Origin of the sequence: Bacteroides sp. K03 (assembly GCF_019734355.1) — a bacterium.
Classification (GTDB): domain Bacteria; phylum Bacteroidota; class Bacteroidia; order Bacteroidales; family Bacteroidaceae; genus Bacteroides; species Bacteroides nordii.
Genome location: NZ_JAASHC010000006.1, coordinates 119,528 through 140,186, shown reverse-complemented (window position 1 = coordinate 140,186; position 20,659 = coordinate 119,528). Strand labels below are relative to the sequence as shown.

11 protein-coding genes and 1 pseudogene are annotated in these 20,659 nt (G+C 43.1%); 4 read left to right on the top strand and 8 right to left on the bottom strand.

Going from position 1 to position 20,659, the window contains the following annotated elements:
- Window positions 1-33: 33 nt before the first annotated feature.
- The 3 genes from HCG69_RS06880 to bioA all read right to left on the bottom strand — a co-directional run bounded on the left by HCG69_RS06880 (window position 34) and on the right by bioA (window position 4,057).
- A complete protein-coding gene (locus tag HCG69_RS06880; protein WP_255585492.1) occupies window positions 34-258 on the bottom strand; it encodes a hypothetical protein in 225 nt (74 codons plus the stop codon).
- Between the two features lie 73 nt (window positions 259-331).
- Window positions 332-1,504: an 8-amino-7-oxononanoate synthase gene (locus HCG69_RS06875; RefSeq protein ID WP_221649431.1), complete on the bottom strand. Its 1,173-nt coding sequence runs from the start codon at window positions 1,502-1,504 to the stop codon at window positions 332-334.
- A gap of 108 nt (window positions 1,505-1,612) precedes the next feature.
- A complete protein-coding gene (gene bioA, locus HCG69_RS06870; protein ID WP_221649430.1) occupies window positions 1,613-4,057 on the bottom strand; it encodes an adenosylmethionine--8-amino-7-oxononanoate transaminase in 2,445 nt (814 codons plus the stop codon).
- 108 nt (window positions 4,058-4,165) lie between these two features.
- Between bioA and HCG69_RS06865 the strand changes: the two genes are divergently transcribed.
- Window positions 4,166-5,725 (top strand): ATP-binding protein, encoded by a 1,560-nt coding sequence (locus tag HCG69_RS06865; protein WP_221649429.1) that lies wholly within the window; start codon window positions 4,166-4,168, stop codon window positions 5,723-5,725.
- Between the two features lie 18 nt (window positions 5,726-5,743).
- On the opposite strand, the gene HCG69_RS06860 is transcribed toward HCG69_RS06865, so the two are convergent.
- Window positions 5,744-6,835, bottom strand: coding sequence for a DUF4421 domain-containing protein (locus HCG69_RS06860; RefSeq protein ID WP_221649428.1), 1,092 nt, complete (start codon window positions 6,833-6,835; stop codon window positions 5,744-5,746).
- Between the two features lie 256 nt (window positions 6,836-7,091).
- Here HCG69_RS06860 and HCG69_RS06855 point away from each other — a divergent pair, with 256 nt between their 5' ends.
- Window positions 7,092-10,220 carry a TonB-dependent receptor gene (locus HCG69_RS06855; protein WP_221649427.1) on the top strand — a complete coding sequence of 1,043 codons (3,129 nt, stop codon included), beginning with the start codon at window positions 7,092-7,094 and terminating at the stop codon, window positions 10,218-10,220.
- A 57-nt stretch (window positions 10,221-10,277) separates the two neighbouring features.
- Window positions 10,278-11,744, top strand: a complete 1,467-nt coding sequence (locus HCG69_RS06850) for a RagB/SusD family nutrient uptake outer membrane protein (protein ID WP_221649426.1) — start codon at window positions 10,278-10,280, stop codon at window positions 11,742-11,744.
- Window positions 11,745-11,953: 209 nt separating this feature from the next.
- Here HCG69_RS06850 and HCG69_RS06845 read toward each other — a convergent pair.
- The 4 genes and pseudogenes from HCG69_RS06845 to HCG69_RS06830 all read right to left on the bottom strand — a co-directional run bounded on the left by HCG69_RS06845 (window position 11,954) and on the right by HCG69_RS06830 (window position 19,095).
- Window positions 11,954-13,132: pseudogene (locus HCG69_RS06845) on the bottom strand (DUF418 domain-containing protein).
- A 701-nt stretch (window positions 13,133-13,833) separates the two neighbouring features.
- Window positions 13,834-15,090, bottom strand: a complete 1,257-nt coding sequence (locus HCG69_RS06840; RefSeq protein WP_221649425.1) for a PepSY domain-containing protein — start codon at window positions 15,088-15,090, stop codon at window positions 13,834-13,836.
- 84 nt (window positions 15,091-15,174) lie between these two features.
- A complete protein-coding gene (locus HCG69_RS06835) occupies window positions 15,175-16,572 on the bottom strand; it encodes a DUF4374 domain-containing protein (protein ID WP_221649424.1) in 1,398 nt (465 codons plus the stop codon).
- Window positions 16,573-16,794: 222 nt separating this feature from the next.
- On the bottom strand, window positions 16,795-19,095 hold the full coding sequence (locus HCG69_RS06830; protein WP_221649423.1) for a TonB-dependent receptor: 2,301 nt from the start codon (window positions 19,093-19,095) through the stop codon (window positions 16,795-16,797).
- 484 nt (window positions 19,096-19,579) lie between these two features.
- Between HCG69_RS06830 and HCG69_RS06825 the strand changes: the two genes are divergently transcribed.
- Window positions 19,580-20,653, top strand: a complete 1,074-nt coding sequence (locus HCG69_RS06825; protein ID WP_221649422.1) for a substrate-binding domain-containing protein — start codon at window positions 19,580-19,582, stop codon at window positions 20,651-20,653.
- Window positions 20,654-20,659: the final 6 nt, after the last annotated feature.

The window sequence follows — 20,659 nt, the reverse complement described above, 5'->3', positions numbered from 1 at the left end:
ATGTGATACTTAAAATAATGTTGTGTAATATTACTATTGTTGCACAGTTTGGAATACTAAAGTCTGTCTTTGTAAAGCACTGATTATTAAAGGGCTTACAGAACGCTTTTCTCCCCGGAGCCGAACAGCCTGCTCCCCGGTGCCGAAGAAGCTCTTCCCCGGAGCCGGGCTACCTCCTCCCCGGAGCCGGGCAAGGCGTACGGCTTTGGGAGAAAACTGTATGTAAAATAATGCGACTCTGCTTGAGGTGGATTCCATATTGTTTAAACTTATATATTCAGACAAAACGGAAGTAACGGTTGGCATCTTAGTATCTTCTTTTGAGGAAAATTTAAACAGGTTCTTCGACTTTTGATATTTCATTTATTAATTTCTCCATTTCACTTTCTCTGATCTCTGCCGTCAGCGAGAACCGGATACGTGAGGTGCCTTCCGGTACCGTAGGCGGGCGTACGGGCAAAGCATAGAATCCTTTGCGTTGTAGTTCTTCCGCCTTCCGGATGGCCACACAGCTTTCTCCTGTTATCAACGGCACGATGTGACTGGTTGAAGGGCAGTCATATCCTTTGTTTTTCAGGGCTTCCCTGAGTTGATTACTAAGGAACCGCAGGGTTTCACGTCTTTGCCGGAAGCCTGCCAGACGTTCCAGCATGAAGGAAGTCCACTGTACTGTCACCGGAGGCAATGCCGTGGTGAAGATGAAAGTACGCATCTTGTTAATAAGGTATTCCCGTATCACTTTCCGGCAGACGATATAGGCTCCTGCCGAAGCCAGTGCCTTGCCGAATGTACCTACCAGAAAGTCGATATCGTTGATGCAATCCTGCTCTTCTGCACATCCCAATCCTCTCTGTCCGCGTACTCCGAAGGCATGAGCCTCATCTACATACAACAGTACATTGGGATATTGTTTTTTCAAACGAACCAGTTCCCGGAGATCGGCTTCGTCACCATCCATACTAAAGATACTTTCGGTGACGACGATAATGCGTTCGTATTCCGAATGATTCACCTGCAAAAGACGTTCCAACTGGTTGTATTCATTGTGGCGGTACCGGATACATTTTGCTGCCGATAGGCGTATGCCGTCTATCAGGCTGGCATGTACCAGTTTGTCTGCTAATATGAGCGTGTGTGTATTGCTTACTGCCGGCAGGATACCTGTATTGGCATGATATCCGCTGTTGAATGTCAATGCCGCTTCGGTGCCGAAGCTATCGGCAAGTTGCTGCTCCAACCGATCATAAATACTGAAGTTCCCCGTCAGCAGACGTGAAGAGGAGGAGGTGGGCAGAAAAGTCTCCGTGGTCAGGGTTTCCCGGAACTCCCGGCGTAGTTTCCTATCGTTTGCCAATCCTAAATAGTCGTTTGAAGAGAGGTTCAGCATCCGTCGCCCGTCTACAATAACGTTTCTGCCTTCGTGTGTAATGGCAGGAAGCTTTCGTAGATTACTTTTCTCTTTCAGTTCCTGCAACTCTTGTTGCATCTGTTCGATGGTGGTCATAATTCTTTGACTTATTTATTAATTAGTAGTAAGTAGTCAAGTAGTTAAGTAGTCAAGTAGAAATGACTCGCCTAATGTATTCTACTTACTACTTGACTACTTAACTACTCAATTACTCATTATTTTGATAACTCCACTCGTAAGTTTACTTAATTGTTCCGGCGTGATGATAAACGGGGGCATGAGGTATACCAGCTTTCCGAAAGGACGCACCCAGATACCCTCTTCAACAAACCTCCGTTGCATGTATGCCATGTCTACCGGCTGACGTGTCTCAATAACTCCGATAGCACCCAATACCCGTACATCTGCTACGGCCGGAAGTGAACGTGCCGGAGCCAGTTCCCGCTTCAGTTGCTCTTCGATACGGCGCACATTTTCTTGCCAACCGGACTCTAATAACAGGCGTACCGAAGCACAAGCTACGGCACAAGCCAGCGGATTCCCCATAAATGTAGGGCCGTGCATAAAAGCTCCCGGTGCATGATTGGAAATCATATCCGCCACTTCATTGGTTGCCAATACGGCAGACAGTGTCATATATCCTCCGGTCAGTGCCTTGCCGATGCACATGATATCCGGTTCTACTCCGGCATGTTCCCAGGCAAAGAGCTTTCCTGTACGTCCGAAGCCGGTAGCTATTTCATCAAAGATAAGTAACAGATTGTGCTCATGGCAAAGTTTAGCTGCCTCCTGTAAATACCGGGGATGGTAAAACCACATACCGCCTGCCCCCTGTACAATCGGTTCAAGGATAAGTGCGGCGAGCTCGTCGGAACGTGTTTCTATCAGTTCTTTCAGAGGGAGAATATCTTTCGGATTCCACTCGCCATCAAAACGTGAGGCGGGTTGAGGTACAAAATAACGTACCGGTAGTGCTGATCCGAACAGCGAGTGCATCCCTGTTACGGGGTCACAAACAGACATTGCATTCCATGTATCACCATGATATCCGCTGCGTATGGTAATGAAATTATTCTTTTCTGCCTTCCCGGCGGCATACCAGTATTGCACGGCCATTTTCAGTGCTACCTCTACTGCCACCGATCCGGAGTCTGCATAAAATATCTTCTGCATCGAGGGAGGAACCAGAGGGAGCAACAGCTTTCCCAATTCAATGGCCGGATCGTGTGTCAGTCCGCCAAACATTACGTGCGACATTTTCTCCAACTGCTCCCGTACCGCTTCATTCAATACCGGATGATTGTATCCATGTACCGCACACCACCACGACGACATTCCTTCTACAAGTACCTGCCCGTCACTCAGTGTAATCGTAGCCCCTTCTGCCCGTTCTACTTTATATACCGGCAATGGATTCGTGGTCGAAGTATAAGGATGCCACAGATGTTCCCGATCGAACCCATCCTCCCTCTCTTTCCTTCTCCCATCTCCATTCTCCCTTCTCCCTTCCCTTATCTCGTATCCTGCTGCACAAATCATCTGCTTGTCTTCCGATACTTTTGAGCCGAGTGTAGTTAGCAAATCTCCCACGATAGCCGAGTTGATACCGATATGTAAAGCCCGTTTCATAGCTTCCGGAGAGAGTTGTGAACGTCCTCCGGCAAAGCGCAGATAGGCTGTCGGGTTGATAAAGCGGAAAAGTGCGATAGCGGTTAATACCTCTTCTTCTGTCAGCGGTGTTGCGTGTTCCAGTGGGGTACCTGGGATCGGGCTGAGCAGGTTGATCGGGATGGACTGTACCCCAAGTTCCCGGAGGGTGAAAGCAAATTCAATACGCTGTTCCAGTGTTTCTCCCATACCGATAATGCCGCCGCAACAGATATCCATACCTACCCGGCGTGCAGCATTGAGTGTAGCCAGTTTCTGCTCTTGCGTATGCGTAGAGCAAAGTTTCGGAAAATAGGAAGGCGCCGTTTCTAAGTTACAGTGATAACGGGTGATACCTGCGTCATAGAGTACCTGTAATTCATCTTCTTCGAGGAGCCCTAAGGAGGCGCATAGCTGAATGGAAGTATGCCTGCGCATGTAGCGGGTGGAATCACGGAGTTGAATAAGTTGTTTCGGGGAAGGTTTTCGTCCGCTGGTGACGAGTGAGAACCGGGCTATGCCCTGTGCTTCGTTGTATTGTGCCTGTCGGAGGCATTCATCTTTACTGACGAGGTCGTAAACCTCGGCTTTTGTCTGGTAGTGAGAAGATTGTGCACACCATTTACAGTTTTCCGGGCAACGTCCGGACTTGGCATTAATGATGGAACACATGTCGAATTCGCGCTGTGCACGGGCGACGGTAATCTCATGGGCAGCCGCATATAGCGCCTCCCTGTCGGCTGTATTAGCCAGCCAGGCCGCTTGTTCGGGCGTGATATCAACGCCTTGCAGCACCTGGTCTTTAAGTTCTTCAAGTGTCATAAATGTATGATAAGGGATAGTTTGAGCAGCTTTTTGCTTGGCGAGCGAACGTTCCGTCACGTTGAGATGCAACTGCCCGATGGTAACCTGGTGTCCCAGGCTGGCAAAGGCAGCATATCCCTTCCGGCTCCAACAGCGGAAACGGATGGCAGGTCTATGGATCGGACGGTTCGTTTTCATTCTTTTTTCAGGTTTTGAACGGGGCAAATGTACAAAGAAATTTTGAGTATGTGAACATAAAGACCTATCTTTGCGTACTACTAATGTCATACTTAGAATAATAGCCTTATGATTGATTTAAGCCGTAAACTCCCCATCGGGATACAAACTTTCGAGAAGTTGCGTAAAGAGGGATATCTCTATGTGGATAAGACTGCGCTTGTCTGGCAGATGGTAAGTACCAGTACTCCTTATTTTCTGAGCCGTCCCCGCCGCTTTGGGAAAAGTTTGTTGCTGTCTACTTTCGAGGCTTATTTTGAGGGGAAGAAAGAACTTTTCAAGGGGTTGGCTATCGAAGATTTGGAGAAAGAGTGGATCACCTATCCTGTGCTGCACCTCGACTTGAACGCCGAGAAGTATGATACTCCCGAAAGACTGAACAGCATTCTCAGTAACCACTTAACTCAATGGGAACTGAAATACGGAAAAGGAGTTGACGAAACTACCCTGTCGAGCCGTTTCATGGGAGTTATTAGACGTGCTTCCGAATTAACCGGGCGCAATGTCGTTGTCCTGATAGACGAATACGACAAGCCCTTGCTTCAGGCCATGCAGAATGAGGCTTTGCTGGATGAGTATCGCACGACCCTGAAAGCTTTTTATGGCGTACTGAAAAGCTCCGATCGTCACCTGCGTTTCGCTTTCCTTACCGGAGTGACCAAATTTGCCCAGGTAAGTGTATTCAGTGATTTGAACCAATTGCAGGATATCAGTCTGTGGTATGACTATGCTACTGTTTGTGGTATTACCCGGGATGAGTTAATTTCGATTTTCCAGCCTGAGCTGGAAGTGCTGGGCAGAGCTAACGATACCACTTATGAAGAAACGGTGGATGAGATGACCCGGATGTATGATGGTTATCATTTTCATCCTGCGGGAGAGGGCGTTTTCAATCCGTTTAGTGTGCTCAATGCGCTGAAAGCAAAAGAATTTAATGATTATTGGTTCCAGACCGGGACACCTACTTTTCTCGTTGAACTGCTTAAAAAGAGTGACTACGATCTTCGTATTTTGATTGATGGCGTGGAAGCATCTTCTACCGCTTTTACTGAATATCGGGTAGAGGCACGTAATCCTATCCCGTTAATCTACCAGAGTGGATATCTCACGATAAAAGAGTATGATAAGCGTTTCAAGATGTATCGTTTGGCTTTTCCGAATGATGAAGTGAAGTACGGTTTTATGAATTTCATATTGCCTTTTTATACACCAATACCGGACGGAGAACGACGTTTCTACATTGGCAAGTTCATCAAGGAACTACAGGCAGGTGATGTATCAGCTTTCCTCACTCGTCTTCAATCGTTTTTTGCCGATTTCCCTTATGAGTTGAACGAAAACAAAGAACGCCATTATCAGGTTGTGTTTTATCTGGTGTTCAAGTTGATGGGGCAGTTCACCGAGGCAGAAGTGCGTAGTGCCCGTGGAAGGGCGGATGCTGTGGTAAAGACTCCCGATCAGATTTATGTCTTTGAGTTTAAGCTGAATGGCACGGCAGAACAAGCCTTACAGCAGATTGATGACAGGGGTTATCTGATACCTTATCTGGTGGATGGGCGTGAAATAGTGAAGGTGGGAGTAGAGTTCAGTGCCGAAACACGAAATATCAGTCGTTGGCTGGTGGAGTAGTTATTGCCAGATTATTACTTAGTGCTTTTTCCTGTATTGCTTCTTCAGATAAAAATTGAATCCTGCATATATCTGCAGGGTACCAAAGCCATTGTTTAGTGAGAAATTATTCCGGTAGTAATCATAGGTTCTGCCCACAAAGGAGGTCCCGGCAAAATATTTGCTGTTGTTGTAAACTACCCCTGCACGCAGTATGAAATCTATGTTGAAGTTTTGGTACCAGTCGTTTGTTTCTGTTTGTACTTTTTCAATCCGTGAGGTTTTGTAGGCTATGGCAGGTGTCAGTGAGAGGCAGGCGAGCCAGTTGCGTGCAAACACCCAGTTGTAGGCATAACCGAGAGTGAGACTGATATTTGTGTATTTGATGTGTTCCACTCTCATGTCTTCATTCAGGCTTTCCTGAATAGTTTGCGGCAATTTGGTAGGATCGAAGTTCAGATGATGTGTTGAGATAGAGAACCCTGCAATCATCGATCCGGCACTGCGCCTTTGGTTAGTGCTTTGGCTGAAAGCTGCCGGATAGGAGAAGCGGCGGTAGTTGAATACGTAAAATGCATTTAGCCCCTTTATGTCTACTTTCAATCCATCAAAACTTTCGGAATAATTATCGGGCATGTCATCAAAACCGTCCGCTTTGTGTATCCGGTAGTCGTTACCGGTGCGTCGATAGAAAATATCCACCCCTAATTTGGAACTGTAAAGACTTAAATCAAACTCCGTTCCTTTTCTTTTTCCTTTCTGTTTGCCATAAAGCCCGTCGGTGTCTATAGACCATCCCAGGAATATCCAGCGCCAACCGAAGTAGGGACCTATCTTATTGCGGGGGTTGGGAGAGAACCGTAACCGTTGTGACTGAGGAGTACTACTGCTTAAACTATAATATTCGTAGTTGGTGAAGTGGTCCAGCATCAGTGCATAGTTGTAACGGTTGGGGCTGATATAAGTAGTATCGATATCACTGGGGTTGAACAGATAGTTGAAAGCTCTTATAAATCCGTTGGGACGTTTGGTTGTCTTCACACTGTCCGGCATGACGATGTTGCTCTCTTCATTCTGAGCGAACAAAGAGAGAGGCAATATCACCAACAGACAAATTACAAGTTGTTTCATACTATTATAATAAGTAGTTAGAATTTAGTAGTAAGTAGTTAGAATCCTTTCGGAATGACAACGCTGATATGCTGCATAGATTCTAACTACTGACTACTAACTACTAGCTACTGACTACTAACCTCATCATTCGCGAAATTAATACTTCCTTCCCGTTTGTGCAATCTTCCTTTAAATTTTGTTTCGTATCTTAAACAAAACAAGGCCATGTAATGTTAGATACCTCACGTAAATAAATCCTAAACCACAAGAAAATATGAGAATCAATCTACGTCTATTAGTAGCGTTTCTGGTCTTTGTTGTATCTGTATCGTTGCAGGCGGCCATACAACAGGAGAAACGTGTTTCGGGCACCGTAATATCCGACGGAGAACCATTACCCGGTGTTTCCGTACAGGTAAAAGGTGCCACTACCGGTACCATTACCGATATCGATGGAAAATATTCTATATCTGCCCCTGCCGATGGGATACTTGTTTTCCGCTTTGTAGGGTTAAAGACGGCAGAGAAGCCTGTGAACGGACGGAGTACCATTGATGTTACTCTTGAATCCGACAGTAAGGAACTGGACGAGGTCATGGTAGTAGCTTATGCCACAGCCAAAAAATATAGCTTTACCGGAGCCGCTTCTACTGTAAAAGGAGATGAGATAGCCAAACTACAGGTAGCCAGTGTTTCGCGTGCTCTTGAAGGTACTGTTTCCGGTGTGCAGGCAAGTGCTTCCAGCGGGCAACCCGGTACGGATGCCGAGATACGTATCCGTGGTATCGGGTCTATCAATGCTTCCAGTGCACCGCTCTATGTAGTGGATGGTGTGCCTTTTGATGGTTCCGTCAACGCTATCAATCCGGATGATATTGCTTCCATGACAGTGCTGAAAGATGCTGCTTCGGCTGCTCTTTACGGTTCGCGTGGTGCCAATGGAGTCATTATTATCACCACTAAACAGGGACAAACAGACTCTAAAACAACCGTCAATGTAAAAGCCTCCTTCGGTGGTTCCAATCGTGCCGTACGTGATTATGACCGTATAGGCACAAATGATTATTTCCAACTCTATTGGGAAGCCTTGCGCAATCAATATGCCAAGGATACGCAGAACTATACTCCTGCTACAGCTGCCGTACAGGCTTCAAAAGACTTGGTAACCAAACTTATGGGAGATGGTCCCAACCCTTATGGACCCAATTATTCACAACCTGTAGGCACGGACGGCAAACTTGTAGACGGTGCTACCCCTCTGTGGGATTTTGATTGGAGTGATGCTATGGAACAGCAAGCTTTGCGTACGGAACTTAACCTCAATGTATCCGGAGGCGGACAGAAGAATCAGTATTTCTTTTCCGCCGGTTATCTGAATGATAAGGGGATTGCGCTTGAATCCGGATATCAGCGTTTCAATCTGCGTTCCAACATCACCAGTGAAATGACCTCCTGGCTGAAAGGTGGCGTTAACATGAGTTTTGCGCATTCCATGCAGAACTATCCGGTATCTTCGGATACCAAAACCAGTAATGTGATCAATGCAGGACGTACGATGCCCGGTTTCTATCCCATCTACGAGGTAAATCCCAATGATGGAAGTATCATTTATAAAGACGGAAGTCCTGTACCTGATTTCGGACCCTATCGTCCTTCCGGTTCTATGGCAAACTGGAACCTGCCCGCTACTCTTCCGCTCGATAAGTCCGAACGGATGAAAGATGAGTTTTCGGGACGTACTTTTCTGGAAGTTACCTTTATTCCCGGTTTGAAGTTCAAGACGAGTTTTAATTTCGACCTTATCAATTACAATTCTCTCGATTTCACAAATTCCCTTATCGGTCCTTCGGTCACTACCGGAGGTGGCTCAAGTCGTGTCAACACCCGTACCTTCTCCTGGACGTGGAACAATATTGCAACTTATGATAAGACGATTGGTGAGCACCACTTCAATATACTTGTTGGGCAGGAAGCTTATTCCTACCGTTATGATGAACTTTCTGCTTCCCGTACGAAAATGGCGTTACCTAATATGCCCGAACTGGTAGTTGGTTCGCAACTCACCGGAGGTTCCGGTTATCGGATTGATTATGCCCTGGTGGGTTATTTCTCTCAGTTCCTGTATGATTACCAGGACAGATACTTCTTTTCTGCCTCTTACCGCCGTGACGGTTCTTCCCGTTTTGCACCGGAGACCCGTTGGGGTAATTTCTGGTCGGTAGGAGCTTCCTGGCGTATCGATCGTGAAGACTTCATGGTTTCTACTTCCGATTGGCTTTCGGCTTTGACTTTAAAAGCCAGTTACGGAGCACAGGGAAATGATAACTTAGGTACTTACTATGCCAGCAAAGGACTTTATGCCATTGTATCCAACCTGGGGGAGAATGCACTTGTATCCGACCGTATTGCCACTCCGAAACTGAAGTGGGAAACCAATCTCAACTTCAATGTGGGTGTGGACTTCTCTTTATGGAACAATCGTGTATCCGGTTCGTTCGATTTCTTCCAGCGCCGTTCCAAAGATTTGCTCTATTCACGCCCTGTAGCTCCTTCTATGGGATATAGTTCGGTTGATGAAAATGTGGGGGCACTGAAAAATACCGGTATCGAACTGACGCTGAATGGTACGGTGATCCATACAAAGGATTTCATGTGGAAACTTGGTTTCAACCTGACACATTACAAGAACGTAGTCACCGAACTACCTTTGAAAGACATGCCTCCGGTAGGGGTGAACAAGCTAAAAGAGGGGCGTTCCGTCTATGATTTCTATACGAAGGAATGGGCTGGGGTAGACCCGGAAAACGGAGATCCGTTGTGGTATATGGATATACTCGATAAGGATGAAAATGTGATAGGTCGCGGTACAACCAATGTGTATAAAGATGCTACTGATTATTATGTCAACAAGTCATCTTTGCCCAAGATATATGGTGGTTTCAATACAGCGTTTTCTTATAAGGGCATCGAGCTTTCGGCGATCTTTGCCTATAGCGTAGGTGGGTATATCATGAATCGTGATATCACTATGATTCTGCATAATGGTAGTGCCGAAGGGCGTTCATGGTCAAAAGAGATATTGGATCGCTGGACACCGGAGAATCGGTATACGGATGTTCCGGCATTGGGTACTACTTCCAATAACTGGACTTCCTACTCTACACGTTTCTTGCAGAACAATTCCTACATGAGGCTGAAGAACCTTACCCTCTCTTACACATTGCCGAAACAGCTCGTCAACCGGGCGTCGTTGAGTAATGTACAGGTTTTCGTACAAAGTGATAACTTGTTTACTATTCATCGTAATCAGGGGCTCGATCCGGAACAAGGCATTACCGGACTGACCTATTATCGTTATCCTGCAATGAGAACTTTCTCGGGAGGAGTGAATGTGACGTTTTAGGATTCTAACTCCCAATTCCTAACTACTAACTACTTACTACTAACTAATTTATAGTTTATGAAAAAATATATCTATCCTTATATGGCCTTCCTGCTTTTATTGGCGGGATGTAGTGGTGACTTTCTTGATAAAGAACCTACGGACTCTGTTAGTTCCGATGAGGTTGGTGTACCCGGTAATGCCGAACGATTGTTTAATGGTGCCTGGTATAATCTGTTTGAGTATGGCACAACCTATGCCAATATTGGTTATCGTGCTCTTCAGTGCCAGGACGATATGATGGCGGATGATGTCGTTTCCCGTCCTGCTTATGGGTTTAATTCATCTTATCAGTTCAATGATATAGCAATACCGAACAATAGCCGAACCTCTTTTGCCTGGTATCTCATTTATAAAACGATTGATAACTGTAACACCGCCATTGCTATTGATGGTGATTCGGAAGAATTTTTTCAGGCAAAAGGACAGGCACTTGCTTTGCGGGCGTTTTGTTACCTTCATCTGGCGCAACACTATCAGTTCACTTACCTGAAAGATCCCACTGCTCTCTGTGTACCTATCTATACAGAGCCAACTACAAGTGAAACGGTGCCTAAAGCGAAATCTACTGTAGCTCAGGTGTATCAGCGCGTTTTTGATGATCTTAACCTGGCACAAAGTTATTTGAAGAACTATACCCGTAAAGGGGATGGGCAGAAATTCAAGCCGAATACCAATGTTGTCAATGGGCTGCTTGCCCGTGCCTATCTGTTGACCGGACAATGGGAGGAGGCAGCAAAGGCAGCCGTCGCTGCCCGTCAGGGATATTCGCTGATGACAACGACTGCCGAATACGAAGGATTCAACAACGTATCTAATAAAGAATGGATCTGGGGGCATCCGCAGACACTTGCCCAATCCGATGCTTCCTATAACTTTTATTACCTGGACGCAACCTATGTAGGTGCTTACAGTAGTTTCATGGCCGATCCTCATTTCAGGGATACATTCTCCGAAGGAGATATTCGTTTGGGATTATTCCAGTGGATGCGTGAGGGATATCTGGGTTATAAAAAGTTCCATATGCGTGCAGATGATACTGCCGATATCGTGTTGATGCGTGCCTCCGAGATGCTTCTGGTAGAGGCTGAGGCCCTTGCCCGTGAAGGTTTCCCGGAGAAAGCAGTAATACCATTAAATGAATTGCGCCATGCCCGCGGATTGGGTGACTATGATTTAACAGGTAAATCACAGGAAGATGTTGTCAATGAGATCCTGATGGAGCGTCGTCGTGAACTTTGGGGAGAGGGTTTCAGTATTACTGATATCTTGCGTACACAGCAGTCTGTGAAGCGTGTTGCACTTTCCGTCGAAGAGCAGGCGCAGCAAGTAGATGCCTGGCAGGAAGGAGGAGGATTTGCCAAACGCACTCCGTTAGGGCATTGGTTCCTTACATTCTCCGGAGGAGATGCATTTGTGCCAAACAGTATCAACTATCTGTATGCTATCCCGAAAGCTGAGATCGATGCCAATCCGAATTTGTAGGCTTTCGGGTACTTCCCGCACGGGGAGGTACGACAAGCGATGATTAATTATTGAAATGCAGATGATCGCAGATTTTCGCAAAGAATATAAAGAGGAAGAACAACTGTCTCTTAATTTGCGTTAATCTGCGATCATCTGCGTTTTAATAAAACGCTGTTATAGTATGAATTAACTACTTAAACAAATAACTCTGTGGTGAAATATATTCATTACTTTTCAGCCAATAACCATGTCCACTTATGCCAGATACTTTCCAAAGGTCCTTGTTTATGTTTGGATAGCCACCATTTACAGAACCGGACTTGCAGTAAGAAAAGAATAATACCGATAATCAGACTGACTGTATAGCCACAGTAAGGAGCCAGATAGAATCCGAACGGAAAATAAATGATAGCTCCCATGATAGATTGGCTGATATAATTGGTAAGGCTCATTTTTCCATAAAAACGTAGGTTTGTTACCGCCTTTCTGAATTTTTCTTTTTGATACAGGATCACAAAGGAGGCAACCAGGACAAACGTAAATGCAAACTTTTGCCACATATCAAAAGCAGTACCAACTGTCTGTTTGACTATGTCACTTTCGCTTTGCATAATCAACTCTTTTAGTGAATAGAGGGGGGCAAAACATATGGCAGCAACAATGAGCGTCTTAATCCAAAAACGAAGATGCGAGTCGGTGGTTACGAACAACTCTTTTCTGCCGATGTACAGACCCATTAAGAAAAGTCCGGCTGTTTGCAGAAAACGTCCTGCTCCGATAGCCCAAAACAGACTGGCTTTTTGTCCCAGAGTGACATTACCTGCAATGAAATCCCAGAAGTTACCTGCTTTGGTATAATCGGCCACTTCCTGATACATTGCACCCACACCCAAATCGGGCAACGTATATGACGGATTGAATAAACTCATCAGATAATGGTACCACTCAATGGGCTATAACAGGAAAAAGATTGCTGTGATCAGAATAGCTTTATTACTCCATTTCCGCACTAAGAACAATACAATCCCCACAATAGAGAAAAGCAGTAATACATCTCCCGCAGGAAAGAATGCGGCGTTTATGGTAGCAAAACCAACTAATAATACTAACCTCCAAAGAAAGCGATAACCAAAATCTTTTCCCTTCTTCTCTTGATTGTGGCATTGGATATAAAATGTAAATCCGAAAAGTAAAGCAAATATTGCGTAAGACTTTCCGGCAAAGAGTGAGAATACTACATTAAGTGTTCCGTTATCAAGAATGTTCAGCCATTCGGGCGAATCGGTCGGATAGACAGGAAATATAAAATGTTCTAAACTGTGTACCAATAAAATTGCCATTACGGCAAATCCTCTCAAGGCATCTATCACTTCAATACGTGGTGTTTTATTTACTGTTGGTTGCATAAAATAGTTTTTTATCTTCGTTAAATATCTTGTTGCAAACATAGTAATTAATTGTCATTCATCAGATTCATTTTGATAAATATTTATTTTCGAACAGTTTTTTCTATTCGTTCTCAGTTATCAAAACAGTACTTATTGACTGATAATCGTCGTTGAAGGTTATGGATGGTAAAGAGTAAATATGAATGTAAATTATTGAATGACAGTGTGGTTAAATAATGTGTTCTTTATGCTGTAAAAGTACGTATTTAAGTGTGTATTAAATACGTACTTTTATATAAGAAGAGTACGTACTCTTATCTATAAAAAGTACGTACTCTTGTCAGACTAAAATTTATGATTAAGAAACGCTGTTAATGTTGTTAATTTATTATTTCCAATGATTTCTTCGATACATAATAGCTATGCTTCATTCGATAAATGTATAGTTACCAAAAAAGTAATTATAAAGATCCTTTCAGAGGAAATATTAAGATGGAGTATGGATTCTTGATCTTATGTAATTGCTTGATTTATAACGAATATAAACCTCTTTTTAGAGGTAGGCAAAAGTGTACATTTCTGTGAGTGTTAATTGTACACTTTTGCCATACTTAACTGTACATTCCTGATGTACTAAATAGTACACTTTTGTAAAGCAAAAAATAGAGTGTTAAAAAACGTGTTAACAATATTAACAAGCCCTGTGTTTGATGAATGCATCATTTTCTTCTTTTCCTTGCCGAGCGGGCTATTTCTTTTTTTATCCATAGATAATATCCTGTCAGGGGTAAGGTAGCACCTAACAGTGAAGCTATAAAACTCAGAATCCGGGTAAACATACCTCCCCAGCTACCTACATGTACAGAGAAAATCCAGCCACGTATCTTGCCGGAATTATCCAGGTCTTTATAAAGTGTAGCCTCAGTTATTTCTCCATTTCTCGGATTAAAACTGTAACGGTCTGATGCACGTTGATTACCGAAACGGTTGAAAGAGACGTTTGCTGTACCGTTTGATACAGTGATTTGTTTATAATCGGGATTTTGAACTTTCAGTTGTTCGTATACTTTTTGCCACAAGGCGTAAGGAGAATATTCTCTGTTTCCTCTTCTTTCTTCACGATCTTCACCACGATTGTGACTTTCGCTTCGATTACGGCCTTCGCTCCGGCTATATCTTTTTTCGTCTCCTCTGTGACGTCCATCTTTGTTGCTTTCTTTGTTTCTTTCTCCCTGTCGTTCTTTATTTGATGTCTGAGAGGTCGTTTCCTGAGAAGAGGTTCCTTGTGTGGCTTCTACGCCAAATGCTTTATAGAATCCAGTGCGATACCAACCGAAAGACCAGGTCAGTCCGGTGAGAGCCAGTACGAGTAAGAAGATAAATGTGTACAGTCCACCTGCTATATGCAAATCATACCAGAATCTTCTCCAGCCTTTATTCACTGAAATCTTGAGACTGTTTTTCAGAGCTTTGGCATTACGTGGAATCCAGACAATAATTCCGGATATCAGCACAAAGACAAACATCAACGTGCTGACGCCAACAATCATCTTACCCCAAAAGATACCTCCATCTGGTTTCATGCTATCCAGCAACCATCTGTGTAGCTTGAACATGGTCGTAAAAAACGGAGCACGTTCATATTTTCCTTTTATTTCACCTGTATACTGATCAATATATACAGATGCCCGTCTGGGTTTGGAGAGGTTGACCTGATATGCTTTTGCCGGATCGGATGAAATGCTGATTCCCGTCACTGATATACTATCAGGCAGAGTTGCTGCTACTTTCTGTACCAGTTCTCCAGCGGGTAGGGGAGTCTCTTCTACTTTACTGACATAATAAAAGTCGTGCCGGCACAATTCCATAATTTCATTCTCGAAAACTAAAGCTGCTCCGGAGAAGCAGATGACAGTAATGATTAAGCCGAAAGGAATAGAAAGCCAGAGATGTATTTGGCGAAATATCTTCTTCATATATCTTCTTTAGTAAGGTCATGAAAGGAGCCTGCAGCACATAAGGCTTGCAGGCTCTTCAATCTGTTTATTTTATGCTATTATTTATTTTATTTTCAATCTACCAACACCGCTGACTTGTGTTGCTTCTACTGCTATACCCATTGTTGCGGTAGCATTTGTCGGGTCAATCTTGTAGATAGCAGGATGGCCGGTAGTAGTTGTAACTGTGATATAAGTGAAACCGTTTTCTGTATACGGGGTATTACCGAAACCAGAGATCTGATCAGCTGATGGCAGGCCATCTACATAAGTAAGTTTTCCGGTTGTTCCTTTGTAAATAGCCAGTTGGTTGGCAACAAAATCTTCTTCACTTAAAGGACGGTCGTACATCAACATCAGGAAATAATCTCCTGTGAGGTGCCAGCAACGGAGGAAAGACTTCCCGCCGCTTTGTGCTTCAATGCTATAATAGTAGTTCGGATCAAATTCTTCTGTTCCGGCTTTGATACGTACCACTCCGGCATCCAGTGTAGTCCGTTGACGGGCATCACTCATTGTCTTGGCATAGCTGGGGGAGAATACATAGATATCGCCGTTATCTGCGCTCCAGATGGTCTGGTAGTACTGAGACTTCATACGGCCACAGGCATAACTGATCTGTTCTGTTTTGATAAGCTTCTTAGTTGTAAGCGTCTCGTCATCAAAAATTGCTACCCAGCATTCGTTAGGGTATTGTGTCCACTGTAGTTCTCCTTTTTTATAGCTGCTACTGTTCGAACCACCATCTTCAGTTTTTACCAGATCTTCGTTACCCGGCAATATCCATTGACCCCCGTTGGCTTTTCCACCATATTGGCTCAAACCCATTGGAACTGCAGCACTATAAATTTTATTGTTATGTTCCAGGATACCTGCAAGTGTTACAAATTCGCCATTACCCAAAAAGTTTTCTGACATGTATGCTTTATTTTGGGTATTATTGGTCGTAAATGTTTCGGCTGCTACATCCAGATAAGATAACAAAAACATCTTTGGCAAATATCCATTCTCGTCAGCATATTCCGTAGGTCCGTCGCCGGTGGAAGAAGTCATGATATACTTGTCATAGATACCGTAGGTGGTAAATCTCTTGACGGCATATTCTCCTGAGCGTGCCTGCATTTCATAGTTGGCATTCATGAAATACGACCGGGTTGTACCGGCATTTCCCTGATTGTATGTCAACCCATACAGATATTGGTCTTTATAAAATACCCATTGGGTTGCACCATCGTTCACAAGGCCATTATTTATAGTAGAAACAGTTCCTCCGTTTAAAGTTTCGGAAGTCAGCAGAACGTTAGTTGTATTTCCGGAGGCTGTGACAGAGGATGCGATTACATATTCACCTTTGCCTACAGTACCTGCTCCATTACCCTGTTCATCATCTGAACAGGCTGTCAATGTCAATCCGACCATTGCTGTTGCAAATAGTCCATTTAAAAAGAAGTTTTTCTTCATGTTATTTTTAATTTAAAACGATTTGTTATTTATTTTTATCTAAGTAGTACTTCAAATTTAGTTCATACAATGATAGTGTTTTATTGAAACGCAAATAATCGCAGATTTTCGCATATTAAATGGCTGCGCTATACTTGAGCGATGATATGCTTTGCGTGAATCTGCGACAATCTGCGTTTCAATAATAGTATCATATAATTTTGAACCATTACTTATTGTTTTTTAGTTTCCAAAATGTATGCGAACCTTTCCATAGAATGCACGTCCGGCTTTTTGAAGGCTGAAGTTATCATACAATTTCTCGTTCGTGAAGTTACGGCACTCAAACGATATATTATACCGGCCATTCTGAAGGCTATATGAGAGTGCCAGATTGTGTGAGAATTGATTGGGTACCACATAATCACCTTTATTTGAACCAAGATTGGATGAATAATAAGTGAAACTATGCAAATACTGATTGTCATAAGACATGGTCAGTGTATTGCCTTTCTTCCAAAGATTCCGCCAGTAGAAGGATACATCCGAATCGGCAAACATATAGGGTAGGTTGGGCATACGTTCACCATAGGCAAGATTGGCTGCGTTGCTGGAAATGGAGGTTTTCATGTTGTCACGTACATTCATTTGTGTAAAATTCCCTCCTATACTCAACCATTTTCCGAACCCATAACGGGCGGAGATGTTATATCCTTTTGTCAATACTTTGCCATAGTTAATATAAGTAGCGGCATATTTCCCTCCACTCAGATCTGCAATATTACGTTGGATATAATCTTTTGTATTACGATATATCAACCCTCCGTCTACGTATATGGAGTGCTTACCGAAAGTTTTATTATAACTCAGATTAAGGTTTAGGTTATCACTGCTCTCCGGTTTGATGCCGATATCTCCCATCTCCAGGTCTTCATCACCGAACATCTCTTCGATGGTGGGCAGACGGTAGGCTTTCTCATAAGATACCTTCACCTGTAAACCGGATAGAATGAAATAGGTACCTGCTGCTCCGTAACCCATGGAATTGATGCTACGGGTGGTACGTACATATTTATCTTGGTTGGTAGTCGTAGCTATCGGACCTGCCACAAACTGGTCGTAGTATTTACCAAATACGGAGAGATTCCATTTTTCAGATGGCATCAGGCGATAAGACAAACCGGAAATATTTTTGCGGGTCTCTTTGGCAATGGCATCTTTTTGTTCTTCTTTGGCAAGCAGAGAGGTATTAGAGCGATGGAAGGTATTTAACACATGATTGAAAGTCAGCATATGAGCCTTGCCGATACGATAATTAAGGGTTAAAGTACCGTTCCAGTTATTGTTATCCGCTTTTGAATACTGATTGGATTGTTCTCCCGGTGAATTCAGTAACTTCTTATCTCCATACCAGTTGTACTTATACGAAGCGGTATCTACATTCGTTGTCATATTTTTGTTGTAATTGGCCGTTAACACAACATCCAGACCTCTTGTAAACAGGTTACGCTTGTTGTACTCCAACGAGGGCATCAGCGAATGTCCTTTACGATGCTTCTGGCCATATACAATCTCCTGACGTACGCCTGTCTGGATATCTTTGTACATATTGGAGTAGGTAAAACCAAACATCAGCCGATCTGCCCATTTCTTGTCTACTACTCCGAGTTTACCGATAACGGCTTCATTATGATAGGTATCGTTGAAACGCTTCACACGCACCTTCTTATCTCTGTCAATTCTGCCGGTTTCGAAATCTTCTACAGGAGAATCCACATAGTAGTCGTTATCCGAATAGTTTTGGAAAGCATTGATTTCATAAGTAAATCCATTTTTGAAAGTCTGTCCGAAGTTGGCGTATGATTTGTGAGTATTGAACGATCCGTAAGAATAAGATGCATCCAGAAACCAACGCTGGCGTTTTTTGTTGGTGACAATATTAATGACACCACCAATGGCGTCAGTTCCAAAACCTACCGGTACTACCCCTTTATATACTTCGATGCGATCAGCAAAGTTCACGGGGATATTATTCAATCCAAAGGAGCTTCCCACCCCTTCCTGAGGTACACCGTCAATAAACACTTTGACGTGTTTACCGCTGAAACCGTCAAGCATGAGTTGCATATCCGAACCTACACCACCCGATTCACGGAGTTTCATTCCCGGTGCTTTGGTTAGTGCGTCACTTAGATTCTTTGTGGTATTCTGAAGTTCTTTCGTATCTACTGCTACAGCATTAAATGCCGATCTTTTTATTCGGCTTACACCCGTAGAGGTCACTACTACTTCATCCAGTTCGGTAGTAGCCGGGTTGATCATAATATTTAGTTTGTTTCTCTCATCTTGTGTCAGTTCTACTTTTTTTTCTACTGTTTCGAAACCTACAGCAGACACAACCAATGTATAATGTCCGGCCGGGGCCTTTAAGTGATAAATGCCTTTTTCGTTGGTGGTACAGCCAAAGGTGGTACCTTTTAAATAGACGGTGGCAAAGTCAATGGTTTCTTTGGTTTCGGTAGATATAATTTTCCCTGACAACATTGCTCTCTGTTTTTGTGCAGAGACAGAAAACAGGCTGAGAGTTATTAAAAATAGGAGAACCAGTTTAAATCTTTTTGTTTTCAATGTGCTTTTATTATTATTTGTTTTTAAAACTTTGCAAAGGTCTTTATTATTTAGATTCTGCACAATCACTATGATTAGGTAATCTATGCATGGAAAATGTCGTGGATGTAATACGCTGCAATCACCATTAAGAGGTATATTACTTAAAATAGAATAAAACAGGTTGAAGAATAACGAACCAATATATCAACCGATTATACTATTCTAGTTTAACGAAAGCTAAACTTAAGTTCTTTATATGTTTGACAACATATTCTTATTCGTTGATGTTGCTTTAATTTGCTGAATTATAGATATATAACTTTTTATATGCGCAACGTGTGTGCGCACACATTGTTGCTTATTCAGATTATTCATCTTACTTTTGCAGAAGAAAAATAGAGTTTAAGCTATTTATCCTATGAATAAAGAATCTTCAAATATTCGTATTATAGACATTGCCGAAATGGCAGGGGTATCCGTTGGTACGGTAGATCGGGTGATCCACAATCGTGGGCGTGTATCCGAAGAGAATGAGAAAAAAGTAAAGGCCATCCTTGAAAAGGCAAACTACCAGCCCAATCTGATGGCACGTTCTCTCGCTTCCAAGAAACAATATCATTTTATTGCTATCACTCCCTCTTTTGAGCCGGGAGAGTATTGGGAAGCCATTTCCGAAGGGATAGATAAAGCCGCTTCCGAGACGGAACTTTATAATATCAATGTAACCAAACTCTTTTTTAATCAGTACGATAATAATACCTTTGATGTGATTGTACGCAATCTCTTTGATGAAGAAGAGATAGATGGAGTACTGATTGCTACCTTATTTACCGATTCTGTGAGTCGCCTTTCCCGTATGCTCGATATCAGAAATATCCCTTATGTCTATGTGGATTCCAATATCGCGGGTGAGCACCAATTGGCCTATTTTGGTACAGAATCTTTTGATGCAGGATTTATTGCAGCCAAGCTACTGACGAGTCAGATTGGCAATCAACCGGACATTCTGATATCCCGGATCATTCATAATGGAAAGAATGATTCCAATCAGGGGAGGAACCGTAAAGAAGGCTTTTTACAATACCTGAACGAGAATGGATTTGGAGGAAAACTGCATGAGGTTGAGCTAAAGATTGCTAATTCTGAATATAATTTTGCAAAACTGGATAAGATATTTTGTGATAACCCCCGGATAGAAGGAGCTGTTATATTCAATTCAACCTGTTACATTTTAGGGAATTATCTCAAAGAAAGAGGGCTGAAAAATATAAAACTGGTGGGATACGACTTGATTGATAAAAACACAGAATTACTCTCCGAGGGAGTGATTACTGCTTTGATAGCCCAACGTCCCGAACAACAAGGATATAACGGCATTAAGTCTTTGTGTAATCATCTTGTGTTGAAACAAGACCCTGAAAAAGTAAATCTGATGCCGATAGATATTCTCATTAAAGAGAATCTGAAATATTATTTGAACAATAAATTATAACTTAAT

Bases quoted from the DNA above. Each gene is read 5' to 3' on its own strand.
- HCG69_RS06880 (WP_255585492.1), bottom strand. From the start codon at position 258: ATGGAATCCACCTCAAGCAGAGTCGCATTATTTTACATACAGTTTTCT.
- HCG69_RS06875 (WP_221649431.1), bottom strand. From the start codon at position 1,504: ATGACCACCATCGAACAGATGCAACAAGAGTTGCAGGAACTGAAAGAG.
- bioA (WP_221649430.1), bottom strand. From the start codon at position 4,057: ATGAAAACGAACCGTCCGATCCATAGACCTGCCATCCGTTTCCGCTGT.
- HCG69_RS06865 (WP_221649429.1), top strand. From the start codon at position 4,166: ATGATTGATTTAAGCCGTAAACTCCCCATCGGGATACAAACTTTCGAG.
- HCG69_RS06860 (WP_221649428.1), bottom strand. From the start codon at position 6,835: ATGAAACAACTTGTAATTTGTCTGTTGGTGATATTGCCTCTCTCTTTG.
- HCG69_RS06855 (WP_221649427.1), top strand. From the start codon at position 7,092: ATGAGAATCAATCTACGTCTATTAGTAGCGTTTCTGGTCTTTGTTGTA.
- HCG69_RS06850 (WP_221649426.1), top strand. From the start codon at position 10,278: ATGAAAAAATATATCTATCCTTATATGGCCTTCCTGCTTTTATTGGCG.
- HCG69_RS06840 (WP_221649425.1), bottom strand. From the start codon at position 15,090: ATGAAGAAGATATTTCGCCAAATACATCTCTGGCTTTCTATTCCTTTC.
- HCG69_RS06835 (WP_221649424.1), bottom strand. From the start codon at position 16,572: ATGAAGAAAAACTTCTTTTTAAATGGACTATTTGCAACAGCAATGGTC.
- HCG69_RS06830 (WP_221649423.1), bottom strand. From the start codon at position 19,095: ATGTTGTCAGGGAAAATTATATCTACCGAAACCAAAGAAACCATTGAC.
- HCG69_RS06825 (WP_221649422.1), top strand. From the start codon at position 19,580: ATGAATAAAGAATCTTCAAATATTCGTATTATAGACATTGCCGAAATG.